General features: G+C 34.9%; 15 protein-coding genes. 8 read left to right on the forward strand and 7 right to left on the reverse strand.

Features of this window, described 5'->3' with window-relative positions; translation table 11 throughout:
* Positions 1-139 precede the first annotated feature (139 nt).
* The 5 genes from LXH21_RS00180 to LXH21_RS00200 all read left to right on the forward strand — a co-directional run bounded on the left by LXH21_RS00180 (position 140) and on the right by LXH21_RS00200 (position 6,324).
* Positions 140-952 (forward strand): SDR family oxidoreductase, encoded by an 813-nt coding sequence (locus LXH21_RS00180; protein ID WP_239861787.1) that lies wholly within the window; start codon positions 140-142, stop codon positions 950-952.
* Positions 953-998: 46 nt separating this feature from the next.
* Positions 999-2,156 carry a mannonate dehydratase gene (gene uxuA, locus LXH21_RS00185; protein WP_239861788.1) on the forward strand — a complete coding sequence of 386 codons (1,158 nt, stop codon included), beginning with the start codon at positions 999-1,001 and terminating at the stop codon, positions 2,154-2,156.
* Between the two features lie 12 nt (positions 2,157-2,168).
* On the forward strand, positions 2,169-3,581 hold the full coding sequence (gene uxaC, locus LXH21_RS00190) for a glucuronate isomerase (protein WP_239861789.1): 1,413 nt from the start codon (positions 2,169-2,171) through the stop codon (positions 3,579-3,581).
* A gap of 48 nt (positions 3,582-3,629) precedes the next feature.
* Complete coding sequence (locus tag LXH21_RS00195; protein ID WP_239861790.1) at positions 3,630-5,003, forward strand: MFS transporter; 1,374 nt, start codon at positions 3,630-3,632, stop codon at positions 5,001-5,003.
* Positions 5,004-5,169: 166 nt separating this feature from the next.
* Positions 5,170-6,324: a glycoside hydrolase family 88 protein gene (locus LXH21_RS00200; RefSeq protein WP_239861791.1), complete on the forward strand. Its 1,155-nt coding sequence runs from the start codon at positions 5,170-5,172 to the stop codon at positions 6,322-6,324.
* Positions 6,325-6,408: 84 nt separating this feature from the next.
* Here LXH21_RS00200 and LXH21_RS00205 read toward each other — a convergent pair whose 3' ends face one another.
* The 4 genes from LXH21_RS00205 to LXH21_RS00220 form a co-directional block, all read right to left on the reverse strand.
* The gene (locus LXH21_RS00205; RefSeq protein ID WP_239861792.1) at positions 6,409-6,987 is read right to left on the reverse strand and encodes a PhnA domain-containing protein; all 579 of its coding nucleotides are present in this window, start codon (positions 6,985-6,987) and stop codon (positions 6,409-6,411) included.
* 77 nt (positions 6,988-7,064) lie between these two features.
* Positions 7,065-7,526 (reverse strand): pantetheine-phosphate adenylyltransferase, encoded by a 462-nt coding sequence (coaD, locus tag LXH21_RS00210; protein WP_239861793.1) that lies wholly within the window; start codon positions 7,524-7,526, stop codon positions 7,065-7,067.
* A gap of 58 nt (positions 7,527-7,584) precedes the next feature.
* The gene (locus LXH21_RS00215; protein ID WP_239861794.1) at positions 7,585-8,274 is read right to left on the reverse strand and encodes a DUF421 domain-containing protein; all 690 of its coding nucleotides are present in this window, start codon (positions 8,272-8,274) and stop codon (positions 7,585-7,587) included.
* Positions 8,275-8,421: 147 nt separating this feature from the next.
* Positions 8,422-9,393: a D-alanine--D-alanine ligase gene (locus tag LXH21_RS00220; protein WP_239861795.1), complete on the reverse strand. Its 972-nt coding sequence runs from the start codon at positions 9,391-9,393 to the stop codon at positions 8,422-8,424.
* A 254-nt stretch (positions 9,394-9,647) separates the two neighbouring features.
* On the opposite strand from LXH21_RS00220, the gene LXH21_RS00225 reads away from it, so the two are divergent.
* Together LXH21_RS00225 and LXH21_RS00230 are read left to right on the forward strand one after the other, a co-directional pair.
* Complete coding sequence (locus LXH21_RS00225) at positions 9,648-10,265, forward strand: PASTA domain-containing protein (protein WP_239861796.1); 618 nt, start codon at positions 9,648-9,650, stop codon at positions 10,263-10,265.
* Entirely contained in the window at positions 10,255-11,295 is a 1,041-nt protein-coding gene (locus LXH21_RS00230) for an RluA family pseudouridine synthase (protein ID WP_239861797.1), read from the forward strand. The genes LXH21_RS00225 and LXH21_RS00230 overlap by 11 nt, the downstream gene beginning before the upstream one ends.
* Positions 11,296-11,394: 99 nt before the next feature.
* Here LXH21_RS00230 and LXH21_RS00235 read toward each other — a convergent pair whose 3' ends face one another.
* A complete protein-coding gene (locus LXH21_RS00235) occupies positions 11,395-13,224 on the reverse strand; it encodes a T9SS type B sorting domain-containing protein (protein ID WP_239861798.1) in 1,830 nt (609 codons plus the stop codon).
* A gap of 381 nt (positions 13,225-13,605) precedes the next feature.
* On the opposite strand from LXH21_RS00235, the gene LXH21_RS00240 reads away from it, so the two are divergent.
* On the forward strand, positions 13,606-13,986 hold the full coding sequence (locus LXH21_RS00240; protein WP_239861799.1) for a hypothetical protein: 381 nt from the start codon (positions 13,606-13,608) through the stop codon (positions 13,984-13,986).
* A 58-nt stretch (positions 13,987-14,044) separates the two neighbouring features.
* Here LXH21_RS00240 and LXH21_RS00245 read toward each other — a convergent pair whose 3' ends face one another.
* Together LXH21_RS00245 and nhaA are read right to left on the reverse strand one after the other, a co-directional pair.
* Positions 14,045-15,391 carry a TIGR00341 family protein gene (locus tag LXH21_RS00245; protein ID WP_239861800.1) on the reverse strand — a complete coding sequence of 449 codons (1,347 nt, stop codon included), beginning with the start codon at positions 15,389-15,391 and terminating at the stop codon, positions 14,045-14,047.
* Positions 15,375-16,550 (reverse strand): Na+/H+ antiporter NhaA, encoded by a 1,176-nt coding sequence (gene nhaA, locus LXH21_RS00250; protein WP_239861801.1) that lies wholly within the window; start codon positions 16,548-16,550, stop codon positions 15,375-15,377. Before nhaA ends, LXH21_RS00245 begins: the two co-directional genes overlap by 17 nt.
* Between the last annotated feature and the right edge of the window lie 43 nt (positions 16,551-16,593).

Here is a 16,593-nt window from a genome sequence, read left to right on the forward strand (position 1 = left end):
ATCTATCTTTTTATATATATTTGCAATAACCGTGTACGCACACACATCAAACTACACTTTAATTTTCAGCTCGATAGAGTTTTAATTTATAAGTACCTTAACATCCTATCTCGATCATTACAAATCAAAATAAATCAATATGAATACATCATTTGACCTTAGCGGAAAAATTGCACTAGTTACCGGAGGCGGTGGAACTTTGGGCGGAAATATGGCATTGGCCTTAGCACAAAATGGAGCTATAGTTGGTGTAATGGGAAGAACTCTCGAAAAACTTGAAGAAATGGTTGCTACTATTGAGGCCAATGGAGGGCAAGCATTTTCTATCGCAACTGATGTTTTAAATGAAAGCGACTTAGAAAAAGCTAAAAACTTTATTATAGAAAAATATGGTAAGCTAGACATCTTAATCAATGCCGCTGGCGGAAACATGCCCGGAGCTACAATTATGCCCGAACAAGATTTCTTTAATGCAAAGCAGGAGGATTTACAAAAAGTACTGAATTTGAATGTAATGGGTACGTTTTTACCTTCTAAAGTTTTTGCAGAGTTATTTGCGATACAAAAAAATGGTGTTATTATAAATATTTCTTCGGCCGCAGCAGATCGTCCTTTGACACGAGTTGTTGGTTATTCGGCTTCAAAGGCGGCAATCGATAATTTCACTAGATGGATGGCAGTAGAAATGGCCACAAAATATGGAGAAGGAATTCGTGTAAATGCTATTGCACCAGGATTTTTTATAGGAGAACAAAATCGAAAACTTTTATTAACAGACGAAGGTGACTTAACAACTCGTGGAGAAACTATCATTGCACATACACCTATGGGACGTTTTGGAAATCCAGATGACCTCAACGGAACTTTAATTTGGTTGTGTAGCGATGCTTCAAAATTTGTTACCGGAGTAGTTGTTCATGTAGATGGTGGTTTTGGAGCAAAAAGCATCTAATCCACATCTTTTAAAATTTTTAAGAAAAAAAATAAAAACATACAAAATGGAACAAACATTAAGATGGTTCGGACCAAATGATCCCGTTTCTTTATCAGATGTAGCACAAATGGGAGCTACTGGAATTGTTACTGCATTACACCACATTCCTAATGGTCAAGTTTGGGAAGTTGCGGAAATCATGAAGCGTAAAAACGAAGTTGAAGCTGCCGGATTGACATTATCTGTTATAGAAAGTATTCCTGTACACGAAGACATCAAAAAACAAACAGGAAACTATTTAGAATATATAGAAAATTATAAGCAAAGTATTAAAAATCTAGCACAATGCGGAATCTACCGTGTATGTTACAACTTTATGCCTGTCTTAGATTGGTCACGTACCGACCTTTCTTATGAAATGCCAGACGGTTCAAAAGCCTTACGCTTTGACAAAACTCAATTTGCTGCATTTGAATTGTTTATATTGAAACGTCCTGGAGCTGAAGAAAATTATTCTAGTGCACAAATAAAAGCGGCAACCGCTTATTTTGAAGGAGCAACAGAAGATGAAAAAAAGAAATTACAGCAAAACATATTAGCTGGTCTGCCAGGTGCTGAAGAAGCGTATACAGTCGAAGATTTCTTAATCACACTTGCTGCTTACAACGGAATCAACAGCGAGAAATTAAAAGAAAATTTATTTTTTTTCCTCAAAGAAATTATTCCAGTTGCTGAAGAAAATAAAGTTTTAATGGCAATTCATCCTGATGATCCACCGTACGCTATTTTAGGTTTACCTAGAGTTGTTAGCACCGAGTTAGATTTAATCGAATTAATGAGAGCTTACGACTCACCTTCAAATGGTTTTACAATGTGCACAGGCTCTTATGGTGTGCGAGCAGATAATGATTTGCCTGGAATGATAAGACGACATGGAGACAAAATGAATTTTATTCATCTACGCAGCACACAAAGAGACGCAGATGGAAATTTTTATGAAGCAAATCATTTAGAAGGTAATGTGGATATGTATGAAGTAGTGAAAGCTATTTTAGAAGTTGAGAAAAAAAACGGTACTAATTTACCAATGCGTCCTGATCATGGCCATCAAATGTTGGATGATTTAAAAAAGAAAACAAATCCAGGATATTCAGGGATTGGACGCTTACGTGGTCTTGCTGAATTGCGCGGTCTTGAAATGGGAATAAAAAGAAGCCTTTAAAAAACTACAATTATGTCACAAACGTTCATTACCGAAGATTTTTTACTACATAATGACGTTGCAAAAAAGTTATACCATGAGTACGCTAAAACGCAACCCATCTATGATTACCATTCGCACCTATCCCCAAAAGATATTGCCGAAGACAGACAGTTTGAAAACATCACTCAACTTTGGGTAGAAGGCGATCATTACAAATACAGAGCCATGCGTGCCAACGGCATTGATGAAAAGTACATAACTGGAGACGCTACCGATTTGGAGAAATTCATTAAATATGCAGAAACAATTCCTTATACTTTAAGAAATCCATTGTACCACTGGACGCATTTGGAGCTTAAAAATTATTTTGGAATTACCCAATTGCTAAATGCAGAATCTGCCGAAAAGATTTTTCATACCTGCAATAAATTATTGACGAGTCCTGCTTTTAGTGTGCGATCTTTATTGAGAAAGATGAATGTCAAGATGGTGGGCACGACGGATGATCCAACAGACGATTTACACTATCATAAGCAATTAAAAGAAGAAGGTTTTGAAATCGCTGTCTTACCCACTTTTCGACCAGACAAAGCCACTGAAATCGAGAAAGGTAGACCTTTTGTAGAATGGATTCAGAAATTAGAAGGCGTAGTTGGCTATTCGATTTTGGATTATGCTGCACTAACTAAGGCTATTGAAGAACGTCATGATTATTTTCATGAAGTTGGTTGTCGCATATCAGACCATGGACATTCTAATTACTATGGCGCAGATTTCACCCTTGAAGAAGTAGATGCTATTTTCAAAAAAGGAATACAGTTGGCTCCTTTAACTAATTTGGAGATCGAAAAATACAAATCGGCACTATTAAACAAAATTGCAACCTTAAACCATAGCAAATCATGGGTACAGCAGTTTCATGTGGGTGCTATTCGAAATAATAATGCTAAAATGATGGAACTAATCGGTCCTGACCAAGGATTTGATTCTATTGGTGATCAAGTTATGTCAGATAACATGAGTCGTTTTTTTGGTCGTCTTAGTATCGAAAATGCATTGACTAAAACTATCGTATACAACCTCAATCCTCGTGATAACGAAATGATTGCTGCGATGGTGGCCAATTTCAACGATGGTTCCACTCCCAGTAAAATGCAGTACGGAGCTGCTTGGTGGTTCTTGGACCAAAAAGATGGAATGCAAAAACAACTCGATGTACTTTCAAACTTTGGCTTATTAAGCCGATTTGTCGGAATGCTAACTGATTCTAGAAGCTTCTTATCTTTTCCTCGTCACGAATATTTCCGCCGTATTCTTTGTAATGTTTTAGGCGAAGAAGTTGAAAAAGGAGAATTACCCAATGATATGAATCTCATAGGTGATTTAGTTACTAGAATATGCAGCAAAAATGCAGTTGATTATTTTACTTTCCAAAAAGAGTAGACTATTCATTTGTCAAACTATTAAACCACTAACTAACCCAAAAAAACTATGAATACCAAAAATGAAACGATTGGAAAATATCGCTGGACAATTTGTGCATTAATTTTCTTCGCCACTACAGTCAATTATTTAGACAGACAAGTATTAAGCTTATTAGCGCCCAGTCTGTCTGAAAAATTTGGTTGGTCCAACACAGATTACGCTAATATTACTGCCATATTTCAATTTGTATATGCTATTTCGATGCTTTTTGCTGGTAGGTTAATTGATAAGATAGGTACAAAAGCAGGTTATTCGATTGCCATTGCGCTTTGGTCTATAGGTGCTATCATGCATGCCTACGCTATTCCGATCGGAACCTCCTTAAATAACATATTTGTTTGGGTAGGAATAGGCGCTGTCCCAGTATCTATTGTAGGTTTTATGTTCTCTAGATCCTTCTTAGCATTTGGTGAATCTGGAAATTTTCCGGCTGCCATAAAAGCAACTGCAGAATATTTCCCAAAAAAAGAACGTTCTCTAGCTACCGGTATTTTTAATTCTGGTACAAATGTCGGGGCAATTTTAGCTCCGTTAACAGTGCCGTGGATTGCTGACAATTGGGGATGGGAAAGTGCTTTCATCATCATCGGTGCTATCGGATTTGTTTGGATGTTTTTCTGGCATTTTTTATATGAAAAACCAGAAAAACAAAAGCGATTATCTGCAGCTGAACTAAATTATATTCTAGATGGTGAAATAGCTGAAACAGCAACAGATAACAGTTTACCAAAGGAAAAAATATCTTGGATTAAATTATTAAAATACAAACAAACATGGGCATTTATTTTTGGTAAATTCATGACCGATGGTATTTGGTGGTTCTTTCTTTTTTGGTTGCCCAAATATCTAGAAGCACAATTTGGATTGGTAAAGACAGATATTACTTTACCTCTAACCGTGCTATATAGTATGACAATGATTGGTAGTATTTATGGAGGTTATTTCCCTATGTATTACATAAATAAAGGATACAATCCTTATGAAGGTCGAATGAAAGCGATGTTTGTCATTGCCTTATTCCCTCTAGTTGTACTTCTTGCACAACCATTAGGTTATCTAACTTATTGGATACCCGTAGTTCTAATTGGTGTTGGAGCATCAGCTCACCAGGCTTGGTCTGCCAACATATTTACAACTGTATCTGATATGTTTCCTAAAAAAGCGATTGCTTCTATCATTGGGATTGGTGGAATGGCAGGAGGAATTGGTGGTGTTTTAGTATCAAAATTAGGTGGAGCTCTATTTGATTATTATGATGCTCTTGGTCATATTCAAACCGGATATACCATTATGTTTGTCATTTGCGCCATCGCCTACTTAACCGCATGGATCGTTATGAAAGCCCTTGTTCCTAAATATGTTCAAATTACTGATTTATAATAGCTAATTAGAGATGAGCCCGAAACCCTATCGGGCTCATTGCTATTTAGACACTTATCATTAACCTTCTGATTAAGTAGATATTAATTCACAATAAGGTATCTTTAAGGTTTACATTAGTCTAACTTCTCTCCTATTTGAATTAATGTCTAATAAAATTTATAATATGAAAAAGATTTATTTTGTCGCCATTTTTGCTGTACTCTGTTCGTGCAAAGTCAAAAATATCGAAGAGGTTAAACTGTACGAATCAAGATACTCCTATTTACTAGAGCAAACTGTCGATTCTATGTCAATACCTAGAAGTATGTCCCTCCAGACAGGTAAAATTCATAAAGTTCAATCAAAAGACTGGACCAGCGGATTTTTTGCAGGTAATTTGTGGCAATTATATGAATTGACACAAAACATAGCCTTTAAAGAAAAAGCAATGCTTTGGACCAGTTTTATCGAAAAAGAAAAGCACAATGGGAATACACATGACATGGGATTTAAAGTGTATTCAAGTTATGGTAAAGGCGCGTCACTAGCTCCCGAAAAAAAAGCAGCTTACGATAAGGTAATTGTCGAAAGTGCCAATACACTAATAACTCGCTATAGCTCAAAGGTACATGCGATTCGCTCTTGGGATTTTAATAAAGACATATGGAGCTTTCCCGTTATTATCGATAATATGCTAAATCTCGAATTATTATTTGAAGCTTCTATTATTACTAACGATGCAAAGTACCGTGACATTGCCATTCAACATGCAAATACGACACTTAAAAATCATTTTAGAGAAGACAATAGCTGTTATCACGTTGTAGACTATGATCCACAAGCTGGTAATGCTAAGTCTAAAGTTACACATCAAGGATTTAGTGATGAATCGTCATGGGCTCGCGGTCAAGCTTGGGCAATTTACGGATACACAATGGCGTATCGTTATACAAAAGATGTGGCCTATTTAAAACAAGCCGAAGCGACGGCTAATTATTTTATTACAAATAAAAATATGCCAGCTGACGGAATTCCGTATTGGGACTTCAAAGATCCATCAATTCCAAATGCGCCTAGAGATGTATCAGCTGCCACCACTGTAAGTTCAGGATTAGTAGAATTATATACCTATACCAAAAACAAAATGTATTTGGACTATGCAAAAAAAGTAATCACCACACTCAATAGTCCTAATTATGTGATTCCGATTACCAAAAAGGGTCCATTTATATTAGACCATAGTACAGGAAACTGGCCTAAAAAAGATGAGATTGATGAGCCCATTGTTTATGGAGATTATTATTTCTTAGAAACATTGTTACGATTAAAGGCACTGTAAAAGCAAAAAGCGTTGGTAGAAAATTTCTACCAACGCTTTTTTTTACAATCTTATATGTCCCTATACAGAGCCAAAAAGTTTTGACTAGGTTTTCTTTACGTATTGCGTGATAATTACAATAGTTTGTCCATCTACTTTTCCTTCAATATATTCTGCATTTTCATGATCCAAACGAATATTTCTAACAGCCGTTCCTTGTTTGGCAACCATACTAGAACCTTTGACTTTTAAATCTTTAATAAGCACTACAGAATCTCCGTGTTCTAGGATAACACCATTACTATCACGATGTATAATTTTGTTTTCATCTTCTTCTCCTTCACCAGTTGCCTGCGCCCACGCAAGAGTGTCTTCGTCAAAATACATCTGCTCTAATAATTCTTGAGGCCAGCCTGCAGAGCGCAAACGGCTTAACATTCTCCATGCCACAACTTGTACAGGAGTATGCTCGCTCCACATACTATCATTAAGACATCTCCAGTGATTTAAATCTTCATTTCCGGGAGTTTCGATTTGATCAATACAAGTAGTACATGCATATATACTCTCGTCTAGTCCTCCTTTTTGAGTTGGTAAAACAGTATATACTTTCAAATTTTCTGTACTAGTACAAAGTTCACATTTTGATCCACTGCGTTTAATTAATTCTCTATCGATGCTCATTGTTATGTTTTAAGTTGCTAATGTACTAAGAATTTTAGTTTCTAAGTTTTAGACAGCTATTTTTCTATATTCTAATATTATTTGTTTGTTACGACTACCGCCGAAGGTACTAGCTTTTGATATTCTCCTTTATTACGTATAACATCACGCACAATACTTGAACTGATGTAAGATGTGCTTGCGGCAGTTAACAGAAAAACTGTCTCTATTTTTGACAAATACCTGTTGGTATGCGCGATAGCCTTTTCAAATTCGAAATCGGCAGGATTACGCAAACCTCTCAATATGAAATTAGCATTTATTTTTTGGCATAACTCGATTGTCAAACCTTCATAGGTAATTACCGATATTTTTGGTTCGTCCTTAAATATTTCTTCGATAAATCTCTTTCTTTCTTCGAGTGAGAACATGTATTTCTTTTCGGCATTGATACCTATAGCGATTACAATTTCGTCAAAAAGCGGCAGAGCTCTCTTGATAATGTCTTCGTGACCGAGTGTAATTGGATCAAAAGAACCTGGGAATATAGCTTTTCTCATTATTGAAAGTATTGATGTATATTTTACAAAGGTAAAAGTTTAATTGGAAAATGCGATTTTATGACTTTCTAATCGTTTTTATGGCTCGTACCCATTCTTTTTTCTCGCAATTCTCGCAGGTAGCACCGTTTGTGGTTACCTCTTGAATGTTTCCGCAAAAAGAGCAAGCATACTTTCCTGTTTCGCTTACAACCTCTGATTTTTTATTGTACAATTGAGGCAACACAGGTAAGCCATATTTCACTTCATCATCTGGATAGTAAAATGCACTAATTTCACCGTTTGTCTCTATATAAGCATTTTTGATTTGTCCTAAATGTTCGATGGATTTCATTCTTAATTCTAGGAAAAATTCATCTTGAGCAAGCGTTTCCTTTTTAAAACTCTCTAATGAAAATTCTCCTTCTTCGATAATACATTGTGTTTTACCTTCCATAAATTGCTCAAATCTAGGACTAACACCTGTAAGCCAAGTAATGCATTTATAAAAGATAATAATAACTAGCACTACGACAATTGCCGGTAGCAAACCAACATCATCATACAACATAGGATCGCCTGCTGCAGAACCTAAACTAATGATGATGACTGTCTCAAAAACAGAAAGTTGTTTGACACCTCTTTTTCCTGCTATTTTTAATGCCAAAAGCAAGACTGAAAACATAACTACCGACCGAAACAAAACTTCTAGCAAAAATGCAGGCGGTAAATCATTTAATAGTACTCTCTTCCATTCGAATATCTCCATGAAAAGCTGTTTTATAGTTACAATAATCCGACTCGAATATAAATTTTAGTGATGAATTAAAACGCAGTACTACTTAACTAGATAGAGCAGTTACTTTTTCTCTAAAATAAATTGGAACTGCACTAGTCGGTAAATAATAAACTGCAATTATACTAGAGCCTCTTCAATTGCGTTACCAAATAAATCTTGTAATGAAATACCGGCTACCGTTGCTTGTTGGGGTAGTAAACTCTCGTTTGTCATTCCTGGAATAGTGTTCATCTCTAACATAAAAGGTTCATCGCCTACAATTATAAATTCAGAACGAGAGAAGCCCTTCATTTTCAAAACTTCATACGCACGTTTGGCTATAGCTCCTACTTTTGCAGTCATTTCGTCTGAAATTCTTGCTGGCGTTATCTCTTGTGACTTGCCAAGGTATTTTGCTTCATAATCAAAGAAGTCGTTCTCGGATACAATCTCGGTCATAGGTAAAACGGTAACCTCTCCTTTGTATTTAATAACCCCTACCGATACTTCTGTACCATCAAGGAAGCTTTCAATAATGATTTCGTTATCCTCTTTATATGCTGTTTCAATTGCGATTGGCAATTCTTCAAGTGTTTTCACTTTGGAGATACCAAAACTAGAACCGGCTTTGTTTGGTTTTACAAAACAAGGCAGACCAACTTTTTTAATTATTTCGTCAGTATTGATCGCATCTCCCAAATTTAGATAATAGGAAATAGCCGTTTTGATTCCGTATGGTTTTAAGACAGATAGTAAATCTCTTTTATTAAAAGTTAGAGCCGCTTGATAATAATCACATGCTGTTTGTGGCATATTAATCAATTCAAAATAAGCTTGCATGAGCCCGTCTTCGCCAGGTGTACCATGTATGGCATTGAATACACAGTCGAAAGTTATTTTATTACCATCTACAGTTGTCGAAAAATCATTTTTATCAATTGGATATTCTCTGTCATCGGCATCGACATAAACCCATTTATCTTTAAAAATATGAACACAGAAAGGATTGTATTTGGTGTAATCTAAGTTTTGGTACACTACGTTTCCGCTTATCAAAGAGATTTTATACTCGCTTGAATAACCGCCCATGATGATGGCAATATTTTTCATTTGTTACTATTTTTTACTTTTATTGACTTTTTTTGTTGTTGTTTGATTCAAAAAATGATTTTGATTGTCAACGAGTATTTTATAGCCCCGATAGTAGCGAAAATCCTTGTGGGGGCGGGCTTTATGCCCCCACAAGATTGTAGCGAATAGCGGGAAATAGCTCCTAAATAAAGCAGTCATCTTTTGTTAAACAAAATTATCATTTTTTTTGGAACGAAATAGCTATATCTTTGCGGTATTATAAAAATTAATTTATGAGTTTACCTAAATACCTTACTAGCCGCGTATTTCTTATACAAGCTTTTTTGGCACTTTTAATTATTGTTGTTTTAGCCTATTTGTTGATGCATTGGTTGACATTTACTACAGATCATGGAAATGAGATTACGGTTCCTAATTTGAGCAAGTTGACAGAGGAGCAAGTAGAAGAGAAATTGGATGAATTGGATTTGACCTATGTTATTCTAGACAGTTTAGACTTTAGAAGCGGTTACCCAAAATACAGCGTAGTACAACAAGACCCGTTACCTGGTGCAAAAGTAAAGGTGGGAAGAAAAGTATATCTTAAAATAAACTCTTCTGGCTTTTCATCTGTAAAGGTTCCAGATCTTATAGAGAAAACATACAGAGAAGCTGTTCCTACTTTGAGAGCATTGGGACTGCAAGAAGGTTCAATTACATATATACCGAATTTAGGAAAAGATATGGTGCTAGAGATGCGTAGTAAAGGACGCAACATAAGCCCAGGAGATAAAGTTTTGAAGGGTACTAAAATTGATTTGGTTTTGGGAGATGGAAAAGCGAGTTATGAAGAATTTACACCAACGGACACAATAGAGAGTCCAACAGATGAAATGCCAAATGAACAATAATATAGAGTCGATAGACTTAGAAGAAGAATTATTTGAACACCATCGATTTGAGGTGACCAAAGGTCAAACGCCATTGAGAATCGATAAATATTTAATGGGATTGATCCAAAACGCAACTAGAAATAAAATTCAGATTGCTGCGACGGAAGGTAATATTTTTGCAAATGATATTCCGGTAAAATCCAATTACAAAGTTAAACCATTTGATGTGGTGACTGTGATGTTAACGCATCCTCCTTATGAAAATCACATTCTTCCCGAAAATATCCCGTTGGACATTGTTTATGAAGATGACGTTTTATTACTTGTCAACAAAGAACCAGGATTGGTAGTACACCCAGGTCATGGGAATTACACAGGAACTTTGGTGAATGCATTGGCTTTTCATTTTGAAAATTTACCCATGAATAGCAGCGAACGTCCAGGTTTGGTACATCGTATTGATAAGGATACATCTGGTTTACTAGTTATTGCCAAAACTGAGGCGGCTATGACGCACTTGGCTAAACAATTTGAAGCTAAAACCACAGAAAGAGAATACGTTGCCCTTGTTTGGGGAAATATTGACGAAGAAGGTGGTACTATAGAAGGAAATTTGGCTCGCCACTTAAAAGATCGTATGCAAATGGCTGTTTATGCTGACCCAGAAGTGGGAAAACCTGCAATCACACATTATAAAGTATTAGAACGTTTTGGTTATGTGACTTTGGTTTCTTGTGTGTTGGAGACAGGACGTACACACCAAATACGTGCTCATATGAAACACATCGGGCATCCTATCTTTAACGACGAACGATACGGAGGTCACTTGATTTTAAAGGGAACAACTTTTACCAAATACAAGCAATTTATTGACAATTGTTTCAAAGTATTACCTAGACAAGCATTACATGCTAAAACACTAGGTTTTGTGCACCCTACGACAAAAGAGCATATGCGCTTTGATACCGATTTGCCAAATGATTTCCAGGAATGTATTGACAAATGGAGAGGCTATTCTAAATCGCATGTCGTTGATGACGAAGCGTAAATAGAAGATCTTAATCACCTATCTAATAAATGCAGTAGTGCATGTAGAAAATATAAAAAAGGTTAATTACTTAATTTGATAAGTAATTAACCTTTTTTATTATCGTTTTAGAGAGAAATGACCCTTTGCTTCTCTCCCATCTTCCAACTTTACAGTGTACCAGTAATCACTTGCAGGCAATTGTTTGCTATTGTATGTACCATTCCAACCTTGGCCCAAGGGATTTAACTGTTTTAAAAATTTTCCGTAACGATCATAGACATTAATAATTGTATTGGCGTTAAAAGTGCTGTCTATACCTTTGATGTTCCAATAATCATTATATCCGTCTCCATTTGGAGTAAAGAATTGCGGTGCCCCTACTATATATATCGTTTTTGAATCGAAAAAACCACAAGAACTATTGTCTTTTACGTACACTTCATACTTTCCTGGCTCAATTGAATTAAAAAAATTGGATTCCTGAAATGGTCCAGTACTACCATTAATACTATATAGATTTTGTCCGAGTTCATTTTCTAAAGTTATTGTCACAGAATTTATTGCCGATAAGTCTGTGATTGCTACAGAAGCAATTTTAATATTGGATGTCACCAGAAATGGAATTATTATAGTTGCCTTGCAACTTGGAACCACTGTACTGGCTACTTCGGCAGTTATATTTTGGCTGCTGGTAATAAAGGGATTTGGCAACGGACTAGGTAATGCATTTCCACCCTCATCTTTGTAAGTTACAGTGACATTTGTTTGCGTACCTATAAGAGTATTTTGAAAAGTAGCAGTATCAAATGATGCCTCTTCGTCTAATGTTATCGGATTTATACTAGAAATACACGAAGTGGTTAAATTTGGATTGATCGAAAAGGCTTTTGGAGAAATTTTGTCAATTTCATAAAACAAAGGGTGAATTGTGCCATTGCTTAGCAAATCTAATCTGTACTTTTCTATACCCGGCTGCGTAATGATATTTAAATCTGATTTCGTTTCTCCTGAGAGTATATCATAATTACTAGTAATTTCATTTAACTTGTACCATTGCAAGGAAGTTGTTTGCATAAATTCAAATACAGGATATGAATTGTTAACAGGGGTATCATTGGGGGAATCGTTCCATTTGATCCCTCTATTTTGATATTCAAACTGACCGTAATCTTCGTCATGAATACCACCAATCTCATAAATTTCAGTATCGGGCGATCCATCTCTTCGATCATTTGGCTCACCAGAACTCCAATTGGAATAGGTAAGCGGACTTCCATCAACCCAATACCAACCTGTTTGTGTTCGCGTATCACTGTAATCACTAGCTGAGCCGTATTGTTTTAAACCTAACCAAAAAACTATGCCATCATCACCTATTGCCCCATTCGTAAGTCCACCAATAGCCATTAATCCGTTGTAGACCATTGTCTCCTCATTGGCGCTATTGATTATATACATTGCCGCACCAGGAATACTATTGATGAAAGAATTAGCATCTTCCCAACTTTGTTTTAATCTTTTTACATAATAAGAGGAATTGTCAATACTAGTAATTTTGGTGAGATCAAGTCCTGCCCCACTTGTATTATTCTTTTCAAATTCTTCGTTTGATAAAATATTATTTGCTGTGATTGTAACAGATTCTCCATCACAAATATTCATTGTTTTATTTGCCGTAAGATTTGGTGTTATTTGGTACGCTATGGTTTTAAGCCGTACTCCAATAGATGCGAAAGGATTTGTTTCAAGATAATATTTTTGACCACTAATTAAAGGAGTGCTTAGCGGAATTAAGTTGCCACCTGTTTGTGCATCGTACCAACTAACAATTGATCCAGTAGGTAAGTCAATAACTGTTAAATCAGAAACTAAGTACGTTTTGGTAGATGAATTAATAAATGTAAAAGTAGTTGCTACTTTTACATTTTGAGCCCAACAGTGCTGCATAATTAAAATTAGAAAGCATTGTAAAAATATTTTCTTCAAACGAGATAATTCCATAGTTGTTAAATCGTATTTTATTGAACACAAATATAATTCTTTTGAAAGTTTGAAACCCAGTTTAATAAGAATGAAAACTATTTGAATTTTCATTTTTATTGCAATATGATCCCTTTGGAGACATTTTCTATAGATAACAAACCGATTTCACTTTGCAACTAAGCATTATTCACAATTTTTAGTACATAGCGCTAAAGTATTTTAAACAAATTATTAGCAAAAGTGAAGATTGAAGTTTTTTTCTTCCTTTAAACGACTTTATTTTATAAAATGTCTTTTTGTAGTAATTTTGTAATCAGTTACTTAGAAACTTAATACTACCACGGTATGGGAAATATATTCGATCCAATTTACAGGCAAGGTTACATGGAGGGTTATGCTACTGGATTTGATCCCCTAGGACAATTAAATTATGATATTCAAAATTGTAGTGCATTTTATTCTGGCTTCCTATGTGGCAGATCTGATTATGAAAGATTGAACGGGAAGATAGCAGAAGGCATTCCAAGTAGAATTGTAACAAAGAAAGTGCTAGATGAATTTCAATTAGCAGGAATGTTAGGGATGGATATTGATTCTGATAATTTCACGCACTATCAATTAACCATTATAGAAGATTGGTATAAAAGTGGCATAGAGAATTATGATCTTAATCAGAGTTTATCATTACTATCATTACTTGAAAATGAAGGAATTCAAATGATGTAATTTTATTAAAATGAAAATCCCCTTAACTATTAAATTGTTAAGGGGATTTTCATTTTAATTACTTTTTAGCTACTGCTGGTACTACAGTTTCAATCTGACTTTTCTGGTTGTACAATTCGATCTCTTTTTTTACTAATCTCTGTTTAAGCCAATCTGCAAGCTTTTTCTCGCTCTCAACATTCAACGGACTTTTACTCTTGTAAATTAAAACCGGTACAACTTTTAGACTGTCTGTTTGTTCATTAAAGCTGTGATTTGATATAGCTATATTTACCACCTCTGGAAAAAGTATTTTAATTTCTGCCAGTAGTTCTTTATTATTATAACGATCATCTGCCAATTGCTTTTTCAAGTTTAAAATGGCGACATCTTTCTCACTTAATACTGATTTATTGTATTTAATTTCGTTTAAAATGTCACTTTTCAAATCGGTTGTATCCTGTATAATCAATAATTTAGTATCCTTGATTTCATAAGACTCCAACTTAGAATTAAGTTCCTTAATCTCCTTATCACTAAATTTTTTTGTTAAAAATCCTAATTCTAATTTTTTAGGATTCTGACTAAAAAGTGTTTTCTTGTATAATATTGTAATTCCTTTGTTTGTGAATTCATTTTCCATAAATACATCAACATCATGCTGAAACTTTTTCTGTTCGAAAAGCTGGTAGGCAAAATAGATACTTGGAACGATAAGTATGGTAATCAAGGAACTTATAATGTATTTAACCTTTTTTTGATTGGTTTCTTGAAGCTGCTTTTTTATAGGATATTTTAAATACTTAACTATCAAGAAGGTAGAGATACAAATAAATACGCAATTGATTGTATACAAATAAAATGCTCCTAGAAAAAATCGTACGCTCCCGATCGCTAATCCATATCCTGCTGTACATAGGGGAGGCATTAAGGCTGTTGCAATTGCAACTCCGGGAATAGGATTTCCTTTTTCTACTCTAGTTATAGCTATTGCCCCTACTAGACCTCCCGAAAAGGCAATAATTATATCGTAGAAATTGGGAGCCGTCCTAGATAATAATTCAGGTTGCGTTTCTTTAAACGGACTTATATAGAAGTATAGTGTAGAAAAAAACAACCCAACAACTGTGGCAATTAATAAATTTTTAAGGGATATCTTTAATAAATTAAAATCATATGTACCTAGTCCAAAACCAGCACCAACTATCGGCCCCATTAAGGGAGAGATTAGCATGGCACCAATTATAACCGCCGCGGAGTTCACATTTAACCCTACAGAAGCTACTACAATAGCACAAGCTAAAATCCAGAGATTAGCTCCGCTAAAGGAAATATTCATTTTAACATTGTCTAGAACTTTCGCTCTTTCTTCTTCACCTTGATTAAGGTTGATAAAGCTAATAAATCGACTAATTAGCTTTTCCATTCTGATTTCCTTTGAAAGTTTGTTTAAGGAAGAAGAAACCAATTATACCCGCTATAAGTGATGAAAGTAAAATAACAAATTTAGCATTGTTTATAATTTGAACATCTTCAAAAGCAAGTAACGTGATAAAAATAGACATTGTAAATCCTATTCCTCCTAAGAACCCTACAGCAATAATTTTTTTCCAATTTAGATCTTCTGGAAGTTTACATAAGCCTAATGAAACTGCTATAAAGCTAAAAAGTGCAATACCAACTGGCTTACCTACCACAAGTCCCAAAGCGATTCCTATACTGTAATGTTGTTGAAGTGTCTCCCCAATATTAGAACTCAATACAATCGCAGTATTCGCTAATGCAAATAAAGGTAAGATTAGAAACCCAACTGGTTTATGTAAAAAGTGTTGTAATTTATATGAGATAGATTTCTTTTCTCCGTTTTCAAAAGGAATTACAAAAGCCAATAGTACACCTGTAATCGTAGCGTGAATTCCTGAGTTAAGCATAAAGTACCACATGATAACACCACCTATTAAATATGGGTACAACTTATGAACTTTCATTCTGTTCATTATAAACATAACTAACATTACTCCTAAAGCTGAAATAAGATTGGTCCAGAATATTGTTTTTGTATAGAAAGCTGCAATAACTAATATAGCTCCTAAATCATCAATAACAGCTAATGCTGTTAAAAATACTTTGAGAGATAGAGGCACTCTATTTCCTAATAGGGATAAAACCCCCAATGCAAATGCAATATCGGTTGCCATAGGAACACCAGCTCCTGATTGCGTTAAATCACCAAAATTATAGAGTAAATAGAGGCCCGCAGGAACAAACATTCCTCCTAAAGCCGCAAAAATAGGAAGTAAAGCATCTTTGATATTTGATAATTCTCCTAGGTAAATTTCTCTTTCCAACTCTAAACCAATTAGTAAGAAGAAAATAGTCATCAAACCATCATTGATCCAATATTCAATACTCTCACCACCAACTTTGGTCAACCAAGTATTATGATACTGAACTCCAAAAATTGAATTTGCTAGAATTAGCGAAATAATAGTACAACCAATCAACACAAGACCACTTGACTTTTCGTTATCAAAAAACTCTTTAAACAAATCAGATTTATAAATTTTTTTAATGCTTTTTCTCATAGAAGTTTAATTTGTATCTCGTTTTTTACTGCGTATTAATCGC

It is taken from the genome of Flavobacterium algicola (assembly GCF_022399565.1).
In the GTDB taxonomy this organism is placed as follows: Bacteria; Bacteroidota; Bacteroidia; order Flavobacteriales; family Flavobacteriaceae; genus Flavobacterium; species Flavobacterium algicola.

What these genes read in the sequence shown, in the direction of transcription:
- LXH21_RS00180 (WP_239861787.1), top strand. Translation starts at nt 140, where the DNA reads ATGAATACATCATTTGACCTTAGCGGAAAAATTGCACTAGTTACCGGA.
- uxuA (WP_239861788.1), top strand. Translation starts at nt 999, where the DNA reads ATGGAACAAACATTAAGATGGTTCGGACCAAATGATCCCGTTTCTTTA.
- uxaC (WP_239861789.1), top strand. Translation starts at nt 2,169, where the DNA reads ATGTCACAAACGTTCATTACCGAAGATTTTTTACTACATAATGACGTT.
- LXH21_RS00195 (WP_239861790.1), top strand. Translation starts at nt 3,630, where the DNA reads ATGAATACCAAAAATGAAACGATTGGAAAATATCGCTGGACAATTTGT.
- LXH21_RS00200 (WP_239861791.1), top strand. Translation starts at nt 5,170, where the DNA reads ATGAAAAAGATTTATTTTGTCGCCATTTTTGCTGTACTCTGTTCGTGC.
- LXH21_RS00205 (WP_239861792.1), bottom strand. Translation starts at nt 6,987, where the DNA reads ATGAGCATCGATAGAGAATTAATTAAACGCAGTGGATCAAAATGTGAA.
- coaD (WP_239861793.1), bottom strand. Translation starts at nt 7,526, where the DNA reads ATGAGAAAAGCTATATTCCCAGGTTCTTTTGATCCAATTACACTCGGT.
- LXH21_RS00215 (WP_239861794.1), bottom strand. Translation starts at nt 8,274, where the DNA reads ATGGAGATATTCGAATGGAAGAGAGTACTATTAAATGATTTACCGCCT.
- LXH21_RS00220 (WP_239861795.1), bottom strand. Translation starts at nt 9,393, where the DNA reads ATGAAAAATATTGCCATCATCATGGGCGGTTATTCAAGCGAGTATAAA.
- LXH21_RS00225 (WP_239861796.1), top strand. Translation starts at nt 9,648, where the DNA reads ATGAGTTTACCTAAATACCTTACTAGCCGCGTATTTCTTATACAAGCT.
- LXH21_RS00230 (WP_239861797.1), top strand. Translation starts at nt 10,255, where the DNA reads ATGAACAATAATATAGAGTCGATAGACTTAGAAGAAGAATTATTTGAA.
- LXH21_RS00235 (WP_239861798.1), bottom strand. Translation starts at nt 13,224, where the DNA reads ATGCAGCACTGTTGGGCTCAAAATGTAAAAGTAGCAACTACTTTTACA.
- LXH21_RS00240 (WP_239861799.1), top strand. Translation starts at nt 13,606, where the DNA reads ATGGGAAATATATTCGATCCAATTTACAGGCAAGGTTACATGGAGGGT.
- LXH21_RS00245 (WP_239861800.1), bottom strand. Translation starts at nt 15,391, where the DNA reads ATGGAAAAGCTAATTAGTCGATTTATTAGCTTTATCAACCTTAATCAA.
- nhaA (WP_239861801.1), bottom strand. Translation starts at nt 16,550, where the DNA reads ATGAGAAAAAGCATTAAAAAAATTTATAAATCTGATTTGTTTAAAGAG.